The following is a 19,328-nucleotide window of genomic DNA, read 5'->3' as shown; positions in this document are numbered from 1 at the left end:
TCAATAAAAAACGAACGATTGCTGTTTATCAATAATTAATCAGTAGACAATATTTGATCCATCATCCAGGAAACTTTCATTGCTTGTTCACCGGTAGACGGGTGCGTCGCCTGACCACCAATATGCTGAATCATATTATCAATGTGGTAGTACTGAATATTGTCAGGGTGTTCAATAATAAAACTCTGCTGGCCATTTTTACTTTGCAACTGAACTTCTGCTTCATTAAAAATGGAAAAATTAATGATACCATCGCTGCCATAAATAGTGACAGTGTCGTTCTTCTCTGACGCGGCAAAATTCCAGAAGCCGCTACCTGTTGCCCCGCTCTTGTGTTTCCAACAGGCAGTAACGGCGTCCTCTGCTTCGTACAGCCCTTGTTGATTTTGTTTAATACCGTGAACTTGTTCAACGTCACCTAATAAATAGATGAATAAATCCAGACCATGACTAGCCAGATCAACAAAATAACCACCGCCTGATATTGATGGCACAGTTCGCCAATTATATTCTCGATTCAAATCAAGTTTATTCGGTTGGCGAGAGAAATCCCAACGCACATGTCTGACTTCACCAATCTGGCCACTCTCAATAAGTGATTTCACGTGATTAAACCTTGGTAAAGATCGACGGTAATAAGAAACAAATAGCGGCTTATTGATCTCGTTAAAAGCCTCCACCATTTGTTGACACTCTTGGTAATTCAGCGCCATCGGCTTTTCAACGCAGCAGATTTTATTCGCAGCAGCGACTTTCAATGCATATTCTTTATGAGTATCTGGTGGTGTCGCAATATAGATTGCATCAACTTCAGGATCATTGATTACTTCATCAGCATTGGTGGTAAATTTAGTGATCTGATGCCTTGTGGCATAGTCTTGCAGCTTTTCCTGATCTCTTCGCATAACGGCTTCAAGTCGAGAATTGGCAACTTGGTTAAACGCAGGCCCACTTTTCTTTTCGGTGACGCTACCACAACCAATCATTCCCCATTTGATTAGCGATTTCGACATTATGATTTCTCCTACTTGTCGGCTGTTTTTTAATTCGTTTGAAATTCTATTTGTGATGATTTCATCAAATTTATACTGGCTACATTTAACCTATTTTTACGCGAATTCAGTCAATAAGACTAGATTTTTCCTTAGAACTTTTTATATGAACAAAGTCTCCTGATTGCATTGTTATTACAAAATTAATGAACAGACGTTCAATGAGATTGCCATTAACCTCAAAATAAACTTCTCAATAATTCAATCACTTAATCTCAAATGTGTAAAAAACACTAGATAACCACTCAAATAAATGCTATTTATATAAGTAGTTAATTGTTTAGTATTTATTATGTCGTCGCCCACTATTAGCCAACTATTACAAAATGATGGAATTTGGCAAGCTTCCCAAAAAAACAACCTGCGTCTTGCTATGAGTACGGGCTATGCCGAATTGGATCGCCAGCTACACTACTCTGGCTGGCCGCAAGGGGCAATATCTGAATTATTACTCAGTCACAATGGTATAGGCGAAATCCGCTTATTGAGCCCATTACTAGCCAGATTGAATCAAAAGCCGGGGTATATCACCTGGGTTAACCCACCCTATTTGCCTTATGCGCCCGCTTTGGTTAATCAACGCTTAAAACTCGATAAGCAAGTAATCGTTAAGACTTCCACTGTTCAGGAAACAATCTGGGCTGCTCAACAAGCAATGGCATCAACAGCGAGTTCAGCGGTATTAGTCTGGCTACCGAAAAAAGTGTTAGGCAATGAAATACGCAAACTTAGTTTGGCCGCTAAAGCCGGTAAATGCTGGGGAATTCTCTTAAGACATCAAAGTTTGAGCCAACAGTCTTCTCCAGCTACTTTGCGGGTTATTTTGCAGGTTAGGCAGCAAAAACATCTGCTGTCCATAATCAAGCAACCTGGTGGCTGGAGCGGCCAACAGATCAGCCTTGAATTATTTCCAGAGCGAATTAACTGGAATCCTTTTGATGTGAAATACTGGCCAGTATTTTCACCTGAAAAACCACAGGTAAGAACTCCGCAAATGGAAATATCACCAACCGCCAAACAACCTCAGTGGTTGTTTGAATTACAACAAAAATCAATGTGTTTTTCCGAAGCGATAATTGATAAAAGTCAACGCACAATCCGCTCTGTTGATCGCCCAAAACAGCCCTATCATTAGTCAGGAAAATGTTATGTGGCTATCAATTCGTTTACCCTTATTACCTTTGGAGACTTTGTGTAAATCCGTCCCCCTATCAGAAAAAAATCACACCAGTCAAACACAAAAGCCACAAGCTGTTATTGAAGATAATTTAATTTTCTGTGCAAACCAAGCAGCCTGTGAAAAAGGAATTAAGATCTCACAAACCATTGCAAGTGCTTTTACCTTTTGTGATAGCATCCAGTTGTTTGAACGAAACCAGTCGCAAGAGCAACAACAACTCAATAATCTTGCCTTATTGCTATATTCATTCTCTCCTTCAGTTGCTATCGAAGAAAACGCCATATTGCTGGTTGAAATAGTTCATAGTTTAAAACTTTTTCATGGTCTGGAAAATTTGCTGTCCTCGCTAAAAGAAACACTTGATAAAGAATCTATTAGCTATCGTCTAGCCATTGGTCATACACCGAAAAGCGCCGAAATTTTATCCTTTATGCCTTTAGATTACTCATTAAAAGTATGGCAAAACAAACAACAAAAAATAGTTTTTTCAGAATTAGAACAGCGGTTATCCGACTTGCCTGTTGAGTTGATGAATATTTCGCCCAAAGCAATCGCTCAAATCCAGTCAATTGGTGCAAAAAAATTAGGCGAGCTGACTAAGTTGCCTGAGAAGTCCATTAGAAAAAGGTTTGGTGAAGAAGTTAGCCATTATTTATTAAAACTGTATAACAAACTCCCTGATCCTAAAGACTACTTTATTCCGCCGGAAAATTTCTTGCAAAGGCTGGAATTTATCGACGTTATCCACCACCGTCAGGGGCTGCTCTTTCCGATTAAAAGATTAATCAAAGATCTGTGTCGTTTTTTAACCGTCAAACAAAAGAACTGTCAATGTTTGCACTGGGAACTATTCGACTCGGAAAAAAACATGATAGGCTTTGACGTGTTAATTGCCGACAGTAGAATAAATGACAAAGTTTATGTTGAATTAACTCAGCTGCATTTAGAACATTACACACTACACGCTCCCATTGAAGCTATTTCATTAACTGTCAATAAAATGCATGAATTGAATGCTCAAAACAAGCAGTTATTTGAAGACAGCGGAGACTTTAAGCAGACCACAACCTTCATCAATAAAATTCAAGCAAAACTGGGCAATGATAGCTGTTATCAATTGCAACAAAAATCGGAACACATACCTGAGCTGGCCAGCTGCCAGGTGGCCGAAATTTCTAATGCCAGTTACCAGGTTGAGAAAATACCGAATAATATAGAAAAAGTTCAAAACAATATCAGTATAGAAAATAACTTACCCCGCCCCAGCTGGCTGCTAGAAAAGCCTGAAAAAATTCGTTTTAACCAGCGAAAATTATTATGGCACGGAGAATTAAAAATCATTTCTTCTCAAGAAAGAATCACTAATTATTGGTGGAAGAAAAAAGTCGCAAGAGATTATTTTTTAGCTGAACATGACAACGGAACAATTTACTGGGTATTTTATGATCTGTTACGTAAGCAGTGGTTTTTACATGGCGTTTATAGCTAGAGTATTTTTTGAAAGCCCCAGAATTTTGTAAAAATCAAGGAGGAAATATGGAAACATTATTAAACAAAGCTAAACGTCTTAGAACAAATCAAACGACTGCCGAACAACAACTTTGGCGGGCAATTCGGGCTAAACGGTTTGAAAATAGGAAGTTTTATCGGCAGTTTATTATTTCACCATATGTTGTCGATTTTGTTAACCGAGACTTGAAGTTAGTGGTTGAGTTAGATGGAGGTCAGCATATGGATAGCCAACGACAAGATATTGTAAGAACAAAATATTTAGAGAGTAAAGGTTACAAGGTGATTCGGTTTTGGAACAACCAAATTTTGAGTGAGTTTGAAGCTGTGCTTCTTTCCCTCTCCCTAACCCTCTCCCAGAGGGAGAGGGAATTAAAGTATCTAAACCTTCAAACTCCTCGCTAACTCCAAGCCCTCCAAGCGAGAAAGGAAACCAAAAGTGTTAAACTCTCCAAATAAAAGAAAAAAGATACTAATCGCTACTAATTTTCTGTCCCCTCTCCCTAAGGGAGAGGGTTAGGGAGAGGGAAAATTCAAATGGACTACTACGAACTCAACACCACAACCAACTTCACATTCTTAGTCGGAGCATCTCATCCCGAAGAATTAGTTTCTCAGGCAATAAATCTAGGTTATTCAGGTATTGCCATCACAGACGAGTGCACATTAGCAGGCATAGTTAGAGCTTATATTGAAATTAAAAATCAGATAGAAGAAAAAAAATGCTCTCCCTCTTTTCAATTAATCATTGGCTCCAGACTAAAAATAGATTGGCAGTCGCAGCAAGATATGGAAGTGATTCTACTCTGCCCTTGCCGCGAAGCTTATGCAGAGCTTTCTACTTTGATCACTCGGGCGAGACGCCGGGCAGAAAAAGGTACTTATCAAGTCAAGCTAAAAGATTTATCACAGCATATTAATCTCTGTTTATGTATCTGGTTGCCCAATAAAGAATACCAAGACTCTCATAATCAATTAAAAATACTAGCAGAGATTTTCCCTCAGAAAATCTGGATTGGCTATCATCGACTACTACAGCTAGATGATTATCAAAGCTATTTACAATGCATTCAACTCGCTAAAAATTTTAACATTCCGATTGTTAGTCAAAATAAAGTGCTGATGCATACTAAAAAACGCTTAAAGCTTCAGCACTGCTTAACAGCAATCAAAAAAAATCAAACGATTCAGAGTTTGGGGACCGACTTGATTGGCAATGCCGAACAAAGTCTTAGAACGCTTGAGGCTTTACAAAATCTTTATCCAGAAAACCTGTTACTTGAAACTAAAACCATTGCTGAGCAGTGCCACTTTTCTCTTAAGGAACTGCGATATGAATACCCCGACGAAATACTCCCCCAAAGCGTATCAGCATCAGAGTATTTACGGCAGCTCTGTTTTCAAGGTGCCGTTGAACGTTGGCCTGAAGGCATTAATGATGGGGACAAAAAGCAACTAGAGTATGAACTTGAAGTCATTGCAACACTGAAATACGAACACTATTTTTTAACCGTTTATGACATAGTACAATTTGCCAGAAACCAGAAAATACTTTGTCAGGGGCGCGGTTCTGCTGCTAATTCGTTAGTTTGCTATTGCCTTTTTATTACTGAAGTCAGTCCACAACAGAGTAATTTATTATTTGAGCGTTTTATTTCTGAGGAAAGAAAAGAGCCCCCGGATATTGACGTTGATTTTGAACACCAAAGACGCGAAGAAGTCATTCAATATATTTATAAAAAGTATTCTCGAGATCGCGCAGCCTTAACCGCAACGGTTATCACCTATCGTTTTAAAAGCGCCATTAGAGATGTGGGCAAAGCGCTTGGTATTGATCAACCTATTTTAGAGTTTTTATCAAAATCTATTGCCTGGTGGGATAAACCCGATTCTTTACAAAACTATTTTAAACAAATGAATTTATCCGGCGGTGGCGCTTTGGCTCAATTATTTAGCGAGCTAGTGTTTGATATTTTAAAATTCCCTCGCCACTTATCCCAACATGTGGGTGGTTTTATTATCACTAATCGTCCTATGTCAGAGCTGGTTCCTGTTGAAAACGCCTCAATGCCTGATCGGACAGTTATTCAATGGGACAAATACGATATTGAAGCTTTAGGGCTACTGAAAGTTGATGTACTCGGTTTGGGAATGCTAACCATGATTAGAAAGTGCCTGGAATTAACAGCCAGTTATTCTTCAATTAGCAAGCTTTCCCATATTAAAAAAGAAGACGAGAGAACCTATGATATGATTTGCAACGCCGATACCGTGGGGATTTTTCAAATAGAATCCCGCGCGCAAATGAGCATGTTACCCCGCCTGCGCCCTCGTCAGTTTTATGATCTGGTGATTCAGATTGCTATTGTTCGTCCCGGTCCAATTCAGGGCAATATGGTGCATCCCTTTTTAAAGCGTCGTAACGGAGAAGAAAAACCAACTTATTATGACGAAAAAATGGAAGAAGTGCTTGAACGTACTTTAGGCATTCCTATTTTTCAAGAGCAAGTGATTCAATTATCCATGGTTGCGGCTGGTTTTTCCGGCGGCGAGGCAGATCAGTTAAGGCGGGCTATGGCAACCTGGGGGCGTAACGGCGACTTGCAACAATTTAAGGAAAAACTCGTTAAAGGCATGCTTAAAAATGGTTACCCGCAAGAGTTTGCTGAAAGGCTTTTTGAACAGATGAAAGGATTTGGGAGTTATGGTTTTCCTGAGTCACACTCCGCCAGCTTTGCCATTCTCGCTTATTTTTCGGCCTGGCTTAAACGTCACCATACTGCCGCTTTTTATTGTGCATTATTAAACAGCCAGCCGATGGGTTTTTATAGCCCTTCTCAATTAGTGCAAGATGCTCAAAAACATCGAATTAAGGTTTTACCCGTTGATATTGATCACAGCCGTTGGGAGTCAATTATTGTTTTTTCGGAAAATGTTGATCAAGATGAAAAGCCAGAGGCTATTCGTCTGGGAATGCATTTAGTCAAAGGTTTCAATGAACAAGCAGCCAGTAGATTAATTGATGAAAGAAGACAAAGTCTTTTCACCAATATTAAAGATCTCGTTTTTAGAGTGAAACTCAACGCTATTGAAAAAGACGCCCTGGTTCAAGCAAATACACTTCCCCGCTTAGCGAAACATCGTTATCAGGCACAATGGCAATCATTAGCCATTGAAGAAAGCAAACCGATTTTAATCAAGTTAGATTCAACATCATTACCCCCTTCAGAATCGGAACTTTCATTAAGGGCTCCGACGCAAGTTGAGGATATGGTCACTGATTATCAAACAGTCGGACTCACTTTAAAAAAGCATCCGTTGGCTATCATGCGAGAGAAAAATTGGGTTGAACCATGCAAACGTGCCATTGATTTAAAAAAACTAAGGCAAGGTCAGTTTGTCAAAGTTTCAGGGGTTGTTACCTGCCGCCAAAGACCAGGAACAGCCTCGGGTGTTTTATTTATCACACTAGAAGATGAAACCGGTAACATGAATATTATTGTCTGGAAAAAAACACTGGAAAAATTCCGCAAAGAAATTTTAGGGAGTCGCCTCTTGTTAATAAAAGGTACAATTGAAAGAGAACGGAAAGTTGTGCACATCATTGCTGGTCATATCAAAGATATTAGTGAAAAGCTGCCTGAGTTTAGAAGAAACTCAAGAGATTTCCACTGATATCTATTAATAAATAATAACTAATACAAATGCTAATTAATCATTACTTCTGCAGTCTGGTTTGCATCAGTGCTCACATTAACACTAGCTAAAAAAGTGATATCATCATCGACTTCAGGAGCGTCTAAGTCAGCATCGCATGTTAACGACAGAGTGTAATTTCCCGGAGACAAGTAAGCGACAACAAATTCATAAATGCCACTTTCCGAATTTAAATTAACAAAACTACTGGTTAAAGGTGGCGTACTACTTCCTTCATCATCCGGTGTCATGTCATGTCCGGAGAATACATATATAGATGCTCCTTCGGCACATGAAGCTTGATTCATTAATTCATCTGAAACTGTTCCTGTTATAGTACTTATTTCCGCATTATCAATTATCCGAAGCCGAGGTTTTAAAATATAATCATTAACGAGACCTTTGGGATTAATGACTGACTTTCTTAAATCAAAATCAATTGTAAAAGACGTTGTCTGACCGGCAAGCACAGTAAAACTATCATTCAGTTTAAGTCCAGACTGATTACCACTAGGAACATAAAGCGAAAAGCTATTACCATTTTCGAAACTGATATACGAATCCATCGTATTGATCTGCGCATTAACTTTTAGCCGGGCCCACTGGTAACTACCAGATTCTACTTCAATATTTTCTAACAATACCTCTGAATCATTCCCCTGTAAGGCTAAAAGATCAATAGTTTTAGCTTCATCAAAGTCGAAATTCAGTGGAGCACCCGAAGCAGGCTTTAATTCCACACCAGTAAATTCAACCACTACCTCAGTTGCAGTATCAATTGGCGCATCGGTTATTTTTAAAGTAATAAAACTCTTTTGTTGAACCACTTCTTCAACCGTATCAGACGAACTTCCTCCACAAGCATTTAATAATAAACAAGCAAGTATAATAAACCACTGGCTTAACGAAAATTTCTTAAACCTCATCGTAACCCCATCTAGCATTCATTTTTATCGCTAACATTATTATTTGTCGTTCTGTAATTTTAGTTGAAACGACAATACAGGCAATCTCATATGTTATAGATATCTAAGCAGTAGAGTAATTAATAATTTTCTAACCTGCCCACAAGAATAAAACTTCAAAAAGAAAAAAATATGTGCTAGGAAATGTGGGCAAAAACCGCCCACATCAAAAACCGAAAAATCTAAGAGTTGAAGAGACTAAGAATTGGATCTGTGAAATTCATCCAGAAAAGACTGCAAATATTGATAGTCTGGTGTGAGCTTACCGTTATAAACAATGACCGCTCTTGCTAACTCTGAAATTAAGCCACACCCATCAAACGGTTTACTCAGATCCATGGACATCAAGTTTTCCATATAGCCTTTCAAAATATTCGAAAAATGTTGAGAAGCATCTAACGATAATTCACAAGGTAAATTATCAATTGACATCACTGTGATGCCATCAGCAAAAACACCGTCAGTGGACTCACCTTTTTCGACATCATAGGTAAAAGCCGGTGTATCGATATCCGACGCTTTAGTGGTGCATTCAAGTGAACCGTTAATGTCACAGCTAATATCGCCAACAACCAATGGCAGTTTGTCTTGATTGGCTAACATTCGGTTTTGATCTAAATGTTTCGGATATTTTTCCGTCCAATAAGGTGTCTGTAAAAGAATATTGAACTGACCTAATAACTGGTCAAATGTACTTTCGTAAGTGTCGACGCCATGCTCGATAAAGTCTTGCATATCGAAAGCGCCACCGTCTTTACGGCGGTTAATATGTCGGCTACTCGCTACTGCATACCAACTACCATCGGGCGTTTCACCGTCCAATAATTGTTGAATATCAATTTTTGGTAAGCCTAACCATTGGCAAACTTCTTCACTCCCTTTGCCAACATTACCCGTTCCGACAACTAATACTCGAACAGGAGCTCCCGCATTGATATCAATTGAATCAAAGTGCTGCTTAACTTTTTCAATGCAGCCATATTCCCAGGTTTGTTTTACCTGGGTTAAACAACTTTGCTCATTTCGAACCAGGTGTTTTTGACCCGCTACAAAAAAACTATCAATGGCGCCTGCGATTCCAGCAAACCGGCCGAACGCAATGGTGCGTTTTCCAGACTCATCCACAATAGGTTCGTAGTCAAACAGAGTCGCTTTTTCATCAATGAATTTTTGGAGCAACGCCATGTTATAGTCTTGACCTTTAATCGTGTGAGAAAAAGCCAGGTGAACCTGATTAGCCTGAATTGAACTAACCGGCGGTTCTTTAATACCAATAACAAACTCGCCTTTTTCTGGACAACCATCAATAGGAACCTCGTGTGCCAGGTAATCAGCATCTGAATAAATTCTAATTTCACTCGGTTCAACGCTGATTGGGAAACCTTTTTCTACCAATTCAGCAGCATCTGACGGGACTAACGCAGTACGTTTTTCCCAGTCATTTTTATGCTCTTTTCTAATTACTGTTTTTAACATATTTAGACCTTATTTTTTGCGATGATATTAGGATCATCGACTTCTGGAGCAGGCGTCAATTCATGACTTTTGCCCTTCCCGGTGTATAACTCACCTTTAGAACCGACAATAAATGGTTCATTCTCCTTGTTACCAATGTACTGGGCTTCCCAGAGCATAACCGCTTGCATTGCTGACTCGACCTGTTCTGATGTCAGTTTTTCACCGTTTTCCCAGCGACCTAGTTCAATCGCTGTTTTCAGTTTTTGAACAACTTCTGGATTAAGGTTTGCAACCGTTTGTGAATAGTCCACTGAAATACTCCAAAATAAGGCAATAGCCCATAATGTCAGTTAAAGATGAGGAAATTGAAGCGTTTAAACTAATATACAACGCTTCCCAGCGGCCGAATTATATGGAATTAACCCGGTAGTGGCAATCGATGACCCCATCATCCGAAAACCTGCTAATTAATAATGTCGAATAAATGATTAAAAAGCGAACAATAATAAGTAAATATCTAAAATTTCGAACAAAAATGGCCTAAAAATTGATGCTACAGATAATAGTTGCTATAGTTCAGTCACTGGTAAAACTCATTGAAGCTGGCTAATTAACTGGCTAAAAAATGTACTACCCCGCGGGGATATGTCGCGCTAATCAGGTAGTTAAGTATTAAAGCCTAACATCTGTGTTTGACTACAAACACTCTTTTTAAGACGGCAACTTAACTATTTTGAGTTGATAACAACCGAGTAGCGCAATAAATATATACCGTATAAGTGTCAGTAATGACATTGAAATCTGAAAGATTGAAAAGAGAATATGAATCTATTGTCAATGCGACAGTAGAAAAATTTAGCAGTGAGAAAATCAAGTCGACTGTCAGTCTCATCGATTAACAGGTCATAAAGACTAACGATAAAGCTTAAAAAATCAGATCGATTTGAGCTCACCAAAATAGATTAGGCAAAGGCCACATAAGAAAAGAATTTTGAAGGTCATAAGACCCGTTTAGTATTAGTGAAACAATGGGCTACAGATATTGTAGCGATAGATTAAAGTACGGCCGTCTGGCTAAATACCTTACAAAACATAGCGTTAATCCAGAACGCGCCGACACTAACTTATTGATATTAAAGCAATATTATTTTTTATTAAAACAATGAGTTTAATATTAAAACAATAAATTTTGCTTTACGCATTACAATAACAATATAAATCTAGCTGTTTACTAGTCAAATCCAGGCTACCTCTCAACCTTCCCTTCTTTCGTTTCCCTTGCTTGATAATAACAAAACGAGAGAAAAACATTTATGAAACGTATGTTAATCAATGCAACGCAACCTGAAGAAGTACGCGTCGCATTAGTTGATGGTCAAAAACTTTTTGATTTAGATATTGAGCTTATTGGACGAGAACAGAAAAAAGCCAATATTTATAAAGGAAAAGTCACCCGAGTAGAACCCAGCCTTGAAGCCGCATTTGTCGACTATGGCGCAGAAAGACATGGCTTTTTGCCACTAAAAGAAATTTCCAGAGAATACTTTTCCGACAAAAACTTCCGTGGTCGTCCAAACATCAAAGACACAGTCACAGAAGGCCAGGAAATTATCGTACAAATCGATAAAGAAGAACGTGGTAATAAAGGTGCTGCCCTGACCACATTTATCAGTCTTGCTGGTTGCTACCTTGTATTAATGCCCAATAATCCACGCGCAGGTGGTATTTCTCGCCGAATTGAAGGTGAAGAAAGAGAAGAATTACGCAATGCAATGCGCAACATTCAAACCCCAAAAGGTATGGGTTGTATTGTTCGAACCGCAGGCGTTGGTCGTAATTCTGAAGAACTTGAATGGGATATGACGGTTCTGCAAAACTTGTGGGCCGCCATTAAGAAAGCTGCAGAAGAACGCCCCGCCCCTTTCCTGATTCACCAGGAAAGTGACGTTATCATTCGCTCGCTAAGGGACTATCTGCGTTCCGATATCGGTGAAATTATTGCGGATAAGCGAGAAGTTTTTGAAAAAGTAAAAAGGCAGATCCAATCTATTCGCCCAGCTTTTCTTAACCGAGTTAAGTTGAATGAAGATCGCGAAATTCCGCTATTCAACCGTTATCAAATTGAATCACAAATTGAAACTGCTTATCAGCGAGAAGTTAGACTACCTTCAGGTGGCTCAATTGTTATTGATCCAACCGAAGCATTGGTTTCTATTGATATCAACTCGTCCCGTGCAACCAAGGGCGCAGATATTGAAGAAACAGCATTACAGACTAACAAAGAAGCCGCTCAGGAAATTGCCCGTCAATTACGCTTAAGAGATATGGGTGGACTCATTGTTATTGATTTCATTGACATGTCTCCGGTCAAAAACCAGCGTGAAGTCGAGTCAGTGCTTAAAGAAGCACTCACCCGCGACAGAGCCAGAGTTCAAGTTGGAAAAATCTCTAGATTCGGCTTACTGGAAATGTCTCGTCAACGTCTCAAACCTTCGCTGGGAGAGTCGGCTCATAATGTTTGCCCTCGTTGTAGCGGCACCGGCGCAGTTCGAGGAGTAGAGTCTCTGGCACTTTCAATTCTTCGCTTGTTAGAAGAAGAAGCCACCAAAGATTCAACAACTTCGGTTCAGGCTCAATTGCCGGTCGAAGTGGCGACTTTCCTGCTCAATGAAAAGCGTAAAATTATTCACGCCATCGAAAAGCGCCAGAAAGTTCACATTATTATTATCCCTAACCCGTACATGGAAACGCCTAACTATGAAATCGTTAGAATGCGGGGAAGCGAAAAACTTGAAACAGCCACTTATGACGTTCCGGTTCAACCTCAATTAGAAATAGTGACCGCATCAACTGAAGTACAGTCGGTTAAGCCGGCAGAGCAAGCAGCCGTCACTTTGGACGCTCCACCACCAGCGCCAACTCATGTCAAAAAGAAAGAAGATAAACCAGGTTTGTTTGCCCGACTATGGCAAGCATTGTTTGGCAAAGAAGAAGAGAAGAAGAAAAAACATCACGGAAAGCGACCTAATCGCAATCGCCGTGGTGGCCGTTACGACAAAAACCGCTCTCGCAATCGCCGCAAGCAACAAGCAAAAGGCGGAGATTCTTCAGACAACAAACAAGGTAATAAGCAAGATAAAAAGCAGCCTAGACAAAAACAGGATGATCGTCGCAAGCGTCAGCAAAAACCGCAACAAAAGCAACAAGGTGCTTCAGCAAAATCATCTAACAGAGATACTCAAAAGCCGAGAAAAGATCGTCCGCCTCGCCAGTCTAGAGAAGAACGTCAAAAAACTCAGGCACAAACACGTGAAAAGCATTTAGCTGCAGCTCAGAAAGCGGCACCTGAACAAGGCCAGCACAAAAATCAAGCGCCAGCAGATGCGAAACCTGCGCAGCAGAAAAAGCAACAAGTTGAAGCTAAAACGGTTGCTGAGTTTGTCGATAAATCACAACCAAAACAACAAACAAAAGCGCCTGTTGAAAACAAAGTAGCGAATAAAGTAGACAAGGTTTCGGAAACAAAGCCTTCGGAAATAAAACCATCAGAAACTACTGAACAAAAAAGCGAGGCACAAAATAAAGCACCGCAGCCGTCAAACCAAGGTCCAGATGTCGTTAATACTCAAAAGGAAACAGTTGAAAGCACGGTAGCACCGCAAAATAATGATGTAGCTTCACCAGAAGCGGTAACTTCTGAAAGTTCAAATGCAGCGCCAGCTGAAGTGGCTGTTGAATCAAATGCTTTAGCAAAATCTGATGATTCAGCGACCAGTCAACCGGCCGCTGAGACAAGTAAAGAAGAAGTAAAGTCACAACCAGAAAAAGTGGCAAGCAAACCCGTTTTACAGGTGATTGAATGTAAATCTTATGCGCCTGCAACTAAGCCACAACCTGCGGAAGCGATTCCACCGCAGGCAGTGACATTTGACTTTCCAAGCTTTGAGCCTGGGCAAAAAGTAACTTCCAATGTTCAAGAAAATCAATCTGCGAACAGAAGTTATAGTCCAATGACCAAGGCTGTGGCGCCTGATGAGTTTTAAGCAAATATTTTTCTAATGAAACACCAATAAAAAACCTCCATGATGGAGGTTTTTTATTGAGAATAATAAGTCGTTAATTAACTCGAAATCTAATCCGCTTTTCCCTTATTAATAAAATTAATTAATCCCCTGCTTGCGTCTTCAATTAGATCGATTACCAAATCAAATCCTTTTTCTCCACCATAATAAGGGTCGGGAACTTCCTCATAATCACTCTGTTTAGAAAAATCTAAAAATAACTTTATTTTATCCGCATAAGATCCATTACCCGACTTTTCAGCTTGCTTAATCAGGTTTCGAAAATTTTCTTTATCCATCGCTAAAATTAAATCAAACTCGGAAAAATCACTATCTCTCACCTGGCGAGAAATAATTTTTGATAAATCATACCCGCGATTTTTTGCCGCTTTTATCGAACGATGATCAGCATGTTCGCCACAGTGATAACCAATAGTTCCGGCGGAATCGATAGATAAGCCGACCTCATTAAGTTCTGTATCTGCAATTCTTCGAAACACTCCTTCTGCTGTTGGAGAACGGCAAATGTTGCCCATGCAGACGAAAAGGACTGAATTAATTTTGTTATTTTTCAAAGGGTTGACCTCAGAAGAAACGGGAAATTTTAGGTTAAAATCGTACCTTATTCAGACTGATGAAATCAAATGCTTACGTGATTGTTTTTGGGAGGGATTTAGCTGTAATTTTTTACCGAAAAGACAATGTAAACAAATAAACTTATTCATAAAACCAGTTTCAATTTCAGAAAATTTCGTAAACCTCTTAGTATATTTATAGCCCCAGCTTGCGAGTTTAATGCGGTTATAGAAACCCCATTTTAGTGGGGCTTTTTGAAAGAGCAGGTTTACGGGTTTATTTGTATACCTGTCATTTTTGGAATTTGCCCAATACATCCGTCAACAAATACATGTACTTTTTTACCAGTTGAAAACGCCAAAAGAATCGCCGAATAAAGTCTATCTACAGTTTTCTCATTTTGAGTTTCCCAAGTCTGGTCTATCAAATACATGTTCGCAGTACCAGTAGTTCGACAACCTTCTGGATCATGAAATTTACTGCTATCGACATAAAAGCCATGGTAACCTGGTCTCCATATCACATGCTTTACTAGTTGTTGTCCATTAGTCCAAGTGCCAGCAAAACAATCTGATGATAAAACCAATAATATCCCTAGAAACAAATACTTTTTCACTAAATTTCTCCTATATTTAATAACTCAAGGCACGATTATAAATAAAAAAGGAGCTCAATGCTCACCCAATATTCCCAATTAGTTCAGTAACTATCTGATAATATTCGTAGAAACCTAACTTTAAGCTCAATAAGCTTTTTTCTAATTAATAAAACTTACAATATGTAGAATTTCTTAGGGACAATAACGAGATTTACCGCATTGAATGGTGTTACTTGAGTAAGCATAACGAATAGCTCTTTTCATTTGTTTTTCCTTGCTCAAGTTTTTTTGTTAGTTTTTAACTGCTCGTAATAATTTATAGCTTTCTCCAAATCAAACGGCGTATCAACCTCATGAGGCGGTGATTTTTCCAACGCCGCAATTTTTATCGAAAATCCATTTTCAATCACTCTTAATTACTCCAACGACTCTGCATTCGCCTTTCTAATATTTCATTCCACTATTCGCAGAATTCGTTATATACTTTCTAACTGCACAACCAATAATAATTTCAAAAAGAGATAAAAGGACGAATCATGAAAGACCTATCACATTGCACGAAGCTCTTTTACTTGGTGCTGTTTGCCCCCTGGACACTTATACTCTCTCTTAAGAAAGTAGACTCTCCTCCGGTTCGAAAGTGAGGAAACAAAAAACTATCGCAAAAATAGCAGATAGAACCTATTCGAAAAAGAACAAATCAACAACAGATAGTTACGCTAATTAAACAGTTGAAACAACGTTGAAGTGAAGATGAAATTATCCCTGAAAATAAAATCATTAAACGAAAATGTAACCTCAAGTCCCATACTATGGGAAGGAATAGACATTGGTTGTACGATAGGAAGAAACGAAGCGTGTGACATAAATATCATTGACCCTGACAAGTTTGTAAGCAGTAAACATATAGAAATAATTTTTGACGGCATTAATTTTCAATTAATTAGTCTTGGTACAAATGGTACTCAGGTAAATGAAGTACAAGTTAGAAAAGGTCGTCAGGTGCTTTTATGTGACAAAGATATCCTGGTATTCGGAGACTTCGAAGTCGTAGTCAATTTAGAACCATTTGACTCAACGTTACATGAAACTAGAATTTTACATGAAGTATCAGAAGGACATGATGATCCATTCAGTTTGCCGTCGATAGAAAGGTATACTGAGAGCCTGCAGGAGGAAACTGATCCATTAACGAATTTAGAACATGCCAGGAGAAACTTGCAAGTTTCTGAAGCCTTTTCTGATACCAGCTTAGATCCTGACAATCTTGCAGTAATTAGCCCCAATCCTGACCATGAACATAGTTTGATCCCTGAGGACTGGGATGACTCTGATTTAGGCGATATGAACGATGGGACTTCTTACGACCTCCCAAACTTTAATGAAGAATCTACTGAAAATGTAAAAAAATCCCACTTTCCTATTTCGAAAGTAATTCAAGACATGCCTTTGGGTATCTTAATGTATAACCCGCCCCAAAAGATGAAGCTTGGAACTAAAGAGAGAGTTGAAGTAAGAATTTCGACTAAGTTTATGAAGGAATTAGCAGCAAACTTGAAAGGGGCAGGAAAACCACAATTTGAAAAACTAAAAATTTCAGAATTTATGAAAGTAAAATTGATTGGAAATGATTTCGATATCCTTGCTTTATCAGAGGAAGAACAAATTGTCAGCGATAACGACGTTACTAACTGGAGCTGGGATATTACCGCAAAAAGTTTAGGGCTTAAAGAAATTCACTTAAAAGTAACATCTAGATTTAAGTTAGAAACAGGCCAAGAGTTCAAAGACTATCCGATAATCGACAACGAAATTTTTATCAGCGTCAATCCAACTTATAGTTTGCGAAAGTTCGCCAACACTTATTGGAAATGGATAATGACATCATTGCTGATACCTTTACTTGTTTGGGCATGGAAAAGTTTTGTACTCTAAAAATTTGCCGATTCTTCCTATGCGGCCAAGATACAACCTCCTTAGAAAAACGGCTCACTAGTGCGGTTCTGGAAACCATGGTTGAGTGAACGTTAAATTAAAGTGTTTGCAGAGGGTTAACAAGGGATTAATAGAGTAATGCCCATTTAACTCGACAAGTTAATAACTTGTTATTTGATACTCATCCAAATAAGTAGCACTCAATAGTTTTCCGGCGCGATTTTTATGCTTCAACACTACTTTAAACTTTCGAAATAGTGCTTAGCTTTCTCTAAATCTAACGGCGTATCAACCCCATGAGGTGGCGACTTTTCCAGTGCTGCAATTTTTATCGAAAATCCGTTTTCAATCACTCTTAGTTGCTCCAACGATTCAGCACTTTCTAATTCACTCGGTGACCAGGAAATAAACTGTTTTAAAAAACTCTTACGATATGCATAAATTCCGATGTGTCGATAATAAGAAGCAGAAAGCGGTGACCCCAATTTAATAATATTTTCTCGATCATACGGAATCGGAGAGCGAGAAAAATAAATCGCTTTACCATTCTTATCAAAAATAACTTTAACAGCATTCGGATCAAGCACTTCTTCGGCTTCAGAAATGGGACAACAAAGTGTCGACATCTGATCTTCAGGAGAACTTAATAATGACGCCACCAGAGAAATATTTTCAGCAGGAATGAAGGGTTCATCACCTTGCACATTAACGATAATCTGCTCATCGTTCAAACCAATTTTTTCTGCCGCTTCATAAATCCGATCGCTTCCTGATGGATGATCCTCTCGAGTTAACACAGCGTCATATCCATGCTGCTGAACTTCATCGAGAATTGCATTATTGTCGGTGGCAACAGTTATCGACTCGGCACCACTCTCCTTCGCTCTATCACAAACGTGGAGAATCATAGATTGATTACCAATTTGCGTTAGCGGTTTTCCCGGCAACCGACTCGATTGGTATCGTGCGGGAATGATGACATGAAAACTATCCATTTAAAGTCTCTAGTTGTTCTGCTGTAAGACGGGTTGTTCTTTCCGGTAACAAAACAGGAATATCATCTTCAATCGGATAAGTCACCCTATCAAACTGACAAAGTAAAACCTTCTTATCTTTAATATAGTTTAATTTACTGTTACACATAGGACATACTAGGATATCCAGAAGTTTTTTATCCATAATTCTTTACCTGTTACTTGTCAGAATAAGCCTTTTGTGCTGGATAGCATTAGGCTTCAACAATCCTACTCCTAATCATGCTTTATTGAAGAGCTTACTATCGAGCCTGTCAAAAAGTTGATTGAAATCTTCTGACGTTAATTTCGCATTAATTTTCAAAAAATACCAATTATCTTTCGCAAATTTTCTACACTTAACCGCGTCTTTCTCCGTCATTACCACAATATCATTTTTTAGATCATCGAAATCGCTTTCTTGAAACTCATGATGGTCAACGAAAACTTTTTGCTCATAACCTGAACAATGTTTTGATAAACTTTTAAAAAAACGATTTGGGTTTCCTATTCCAGCAACAGCAGAAACACTGTTCTCTTTTAGATTAGACAAAGACACCGACTCATCAGATTTAATATGAACCAGTTTGCTAGTTTCTATTACCATATGCGACAGTGATATGCCGTCGGATAAATCAATCAAGTCGGCTTCTGTGTCGCCGCCATTAACAACTACATAATCAACTGACTTAACCCGAGAAACTGGCTCTCTTAGCGGGCCAAAGGGTAACATCAGCTGATTTCCAAATTGACGCTCTCCATCAACCATTAGTATTTCAAATTGACGAGCCATCGCGTAATGTTGCAGGCCATCATCACTAATAATAACATCCAAACTGTGAGTTTGTACCAAGGCATCAACTGCCGATGCTCTATCAGCGCCAACCGCCATTGGAACTTTAGTGGTGTGGTATTGCATGAAAGCTTCATCACCAACAACTTCAACAGTATCATCTTCGGTAATGATGTGAGGGTAATTCTCCGCGTTCGATTTATACCCTCGGCTGACAATACCAACCTTAATATTTCTTGTTTTAAATTCATTAACTAGAAAACTGATGAAAGGCGTTTTCCCGGTGCCACCGACCGTAATGTTACCAACAACAATCACAGGAACCGATGATGTATTGACCTTTTGAATACCTTGCACGTAAAAAAAACGCTTCAACATCGCAATAATTTGAATCACTAAACTAAATGGCCAGAAAAGCCATTTAAAATAGCCTGGGGAATACCAGAATTTTTCGATCATTGAAATTTGCGACACTGTTCAATTTCCCGCTTA

16 protein-coding genes are annotated in these 19,328 nt (G+C 38.9%); 6 read left to right on the top strand and 10 right to left on the bottom strand.

Annotation, left to right across the window (positions count from 1 at the left end):
* Window positions 1-35: 35 nt before the first annotated feature.
* Window positions 36-1,013, bottom strand: coding sequence for a Gfo/Idh/MocA family protein (locus FLL46_RS18160; RefSeq protein ID WP_142932769.1), 978 nt, complete (start codon window positions 1,011-1,013; stop codon window positions 36-38).
* Between the two features lie 331 nt (window positions 1,014-1,344).
* On the opposite strand from FLL46_RS18160, the gene imuA reads away from it, so the two are divergent.
* From imuA to FLL46_RS18140, 4 genes are all read left to right on the top strand, one after another.
* The gene (gene imuA / locus FLL46_RS18155) at window positions 1,345-2,187 is read left to right on the top strand and encodes a translesion DNA synthesis-associated protein ImuA (protein WP_142932768.1); all 843 of its coding nucleotides are present in this window, start codon (window positions 1,345-1,347) and stop codon (window positions 2,185-2,187) included.
* A gap of 13 nt (window positions 2,188-2,200) precedes the next feature.
* The gene (locus tag FLL46_RS18150) at window positions 2,201-3,721 is read left to right on the top strand and encodes a Y-family DNA polymerase (protein WP_142932767.1); all 1,521 of its coding nucleotides are present in this window, start codon (window positions 2,201-2,203) and stop codon (window positions 3,719-3,721) included.
* A 47-nt stretch (window positions 3,722-3,768) separates the two neighbouring features.
* The gene (locus FLL46_RS18145) at window positions 3,769-4,146 is read left to right on the top strand and encodes an endonuclease domain-containing protein (protein WP_142932766.1); all 378 of its coding nucleotides are present in this window, start codon (window positions 3,769-3,771) and stop codon (window positions 4,144-4,146) included.
* Window positions 4,147-4,278: 132 nt separating this feature from the next.
* Window positions 4,279-7,416 carry an error-prone DNA polymerase gene (locus tag FLL46_RS18140; protein WP_142932765.1) on the top strand — a complete coding sequence of 1,046 codons (3,138 nt, stop codon included), beginning with the start codon at window positions 4,279-4,281 and terminating at the stop codon, window positions 7,414-7,416.
* 32 nt (window positions 7,417-7,448) lie between these two features.
* Here FLL46_RS18140 and FLL46_RS18135 read toward each other — a convergent pair whose 3' ends face one another.
* The 3 genes from FLL46_RS18135 to FLL46_RS18125 form a co-directional block, all read right to left on the bottom strand.
* On the bottom strand, window positions 7,449-8,363 hold the full coding sequence (locus tag FLL46_RS18135) for a DUF4382 domain-containing protein (protein WP_168204226.1): 915 nt from the start codon (window positions 8,361-8,363) through the stop codon (window positions 7,449-7,451).
* A gap of 237 nt (window positions 8,364-8,600) precedes the next feature.
* Window positions 8,601-9,878 (bottom strand): Rossmann-fold NAD(P)-binding domain-containing protein, encoded by a 1,278-nt coding sequence (locus FLL46_RS18130; RefSeq protein WP_142932763.1) that lies wholly within the window; start codon window positions 9,876-9,878, stop codon window positions 8,601-8,603.
* A 2-nt stretch (window positions 9,879-9,880) separates the two neighbouring features.
* Window positions 9,881-10,171, bottom strand: a complete 291-nt coding sequence (locus FLL46_RS18125) for a DUF1315 family protein (RefSeq protein WP_168204225.1) — start codon at window positions 10,169-10,171, stop codon at window positions 9,881-9,883.
* A gap of 1,002 nt (window positions 10,172-11,173) precedes the next feature.
* On the opposite strand from FLL46_RS18125, the gene rne reads away from it, so the two are divergent.
* The gene (rne, locus tag FLL46_RS18120) at window positions 11,174-13,903 is read left to right on the top strand and encodes a ribonuclease E (RefSeq protein ID WP_142932761.1); all 2,730 of its coding nucleotides are present in this window, start codon (window positions 11,174-11,176) and stop codon (window positions 13,901-13,903) included.
* 89 nt (window positions 13,904-13,992) lie between these two features.
* On the opposite strand, the gene FLL46_RS18115 is transcribed toward rne, so the two are convergent.
* The 3 genes from FLL46_RS18115 to FLL46_RS27865 all read right to left on the bottom strand — a co-directional run bounded on the left by FLL46_RS18115 (window position 13,993) and on the right by FLL46_RS27865 (window position 15,505).
* Window positions 13,993-14,496, bottom strand: coding sequence for a low molecular weight protein-tyrosine-phosphatase (locus FLL46_RS18115; protein WP_246119350.1), 504 nt, complete (start codon window positions 14,494-14,496; stop codon window positions 13,993-13,995).
* 269 nt (window positions 14,497-14,765) lie between these two features.
* Window positions 14,766-15,113, bottom strand: a complete 348-nt coding sequence (locus FLL46_RS18110; protein ID WP_142932760.1) for a hypothetical protein — start codon at window positions 15,111-15,113, stop codon at window positions 14,766-14,768.
* 260 nt (window positions 15,114-15,373) lie between these two features.
* On the bottom strand, window positions 15,374-15,505 hold the full coding sequence (locus FLL46_RS27865; RefSeq protein WP_281281980.1) for a hypothetical protein: 132 nt from the start codon (window positions 15,503-15,505) through the stop codon (window positions 15,374-15,376).
* A gap of 343 nt (window positions 15,506-15,848) precedes the next feature.
* Here FLL46_RS27865 and FLL46_RS18105 point away from each other — a divergent pair, with 343 nt between their 5' ends.
* Complete coding sequence (locus tag FLL46_RS18105) at window positions 15,849-17,030, top strand: FHA domain-containing protein (RefSeq protein WP_142932759.1); 1,182 nt, start codon at window positions 15,849-15,851, stop codon at window positions 17,028-17,030.
* A gap of 236 nt (window positions 17,031-17,266) precedes the next feature.
* On the opposite strand, the gene kdsB is transcribed toward FLL46_RS18105, so the two are convergent.
* From kdsB to lpxK, 3 genes are all read right to left on the bottom strand, one after another.
* On the bottom strand, window positions 17,267-18,025 hold the full coding sequence (kdsB, locus tag FLL46_RS18100) for a 3-deoxy-manno-octulosonate cytidylyltransferase (protein ID WP_142932758.1): 759 nt from the start codon (window positions 18,023-18,025) through the stop codon (window positions 17,267-17,269).
* The gene (locus tag FLL46_RS18095; protein WP_142932757.1) at window positions 18,018-18,209 is read right to left on the bottom strand and encodes a Trm112 family protein; all 192 of its coding nucleotides are present in this window, start codon (window positions 18,207-18,209) and stop codon (window positions 18,018-18,020) included. Before FLL46_RS18095 ends, kdsB begins: the two co-directional genes overlap by 8 nt.
* Before the next feature lie 75 nt (window positions 18,210-18,284).
* A complete protein-coding gene (gene lpxK, locus FLL46_RS18090) occupies window positions 18,285-19,310 on the bottom strand; it encodes a tetraacyldisaccharide 4'-kinase (RefSeq protein WP_142932756.1) in 1,026 nt (341 codons plus the stop codon).
* Window positions 19,311-19,328: the final 18 nt, after the last annotated feature.

This window comes from Aliikangiella coralliicola (genome assembly GCF_007004725.1).
GTDB lineage: Bacteria > Pseudomonadota > Gammaproteobacteria > Enterobacterales > Kangiellaceae > Aliikangiella > Aliikangiella coralliicola.
This window is presented reverse-complemented; position numbering and strand designations above follow the sequence as displayed.

Excerpts from the sequence above, each read along its gene's own strand:
- FLL46_RS18140 (WP_142932765.1), top strand. The coding sequence starts at position 4,279 with ATGGACTACTACGAACTCAACACCACAACCAACTTCACATTCTTAGTC.
- FLL46_RS18160 (WP_142932769.1), bottom strand. The coding sequence starts at position 1,013 with ATGTCGAAATCGCTAATCAAATGGGGAATGATTGGTTGTGGTAGCGTC.
- FLL46_RS18105 (WP_142932759.1), top strand. The coding sequence starts at position 15,849 with ATGAAATTATCCCTGAAAATAAAATCATTAAACGAAAATGTAACCTCA.
- FLL46_RS18095 (WP_142932757.1), bottom strand. The coding sequence starts at position 18,209 with ATGGATAAAAAACTTCTGGATATCCTAGTATGTCCTATGTGTAACAGT.
- rne (WP_142932761.1), top strand. The coding sequence starts at position 11,174 with ATGAAACGTATGTTAATCAATGCAACGCAACCTGAAGAAGTACGCGTC.
- kdsB (WP_142932758.1), bottom strand. The coding sequence starts at position 18,025 with ATGGATAGTTTTCATGTCATCATTCCCGCACGATACCAATCGAGTCGG.
- FLL46_RS18145 (WP_142932766.1), top strand. The coding sequence starts at position 3,769 with ATGGAAACATTATTAAACAAAGCTAAACGTCTTAGAACAAATCAAACG.
- FLL46_RS18130 (WP_142932763.1), bottom strand. The coding sequence starts at position 9,878 with ATGTTAAAAACAGTAATTAGAAAAGAGCATAAAAATGACTGGGAAAAA.
- imuA (WP_142932768.1), top strand. The coding sequence starts at position 1,345 with ATGTCGTCGCCCACTATTAGCCAACTATTACAAAATGATGGAATTTGG.
- FLL46_RS18135 (WP_168204226.1), bottom strand. The coding sequence starts at position 8,363 with ATGAGGTTTAAGAAATTTTCGTTAAGCCAGTGGTTTATTATACTTGCT.
- FLL46_RS18150 (WP_142932767.1), top strand. The coding sequence starts at position 2,201 with ATGTGGCTATCAATTCGTTTACCCTTATTACCTTTGGAGACTTTGTGT.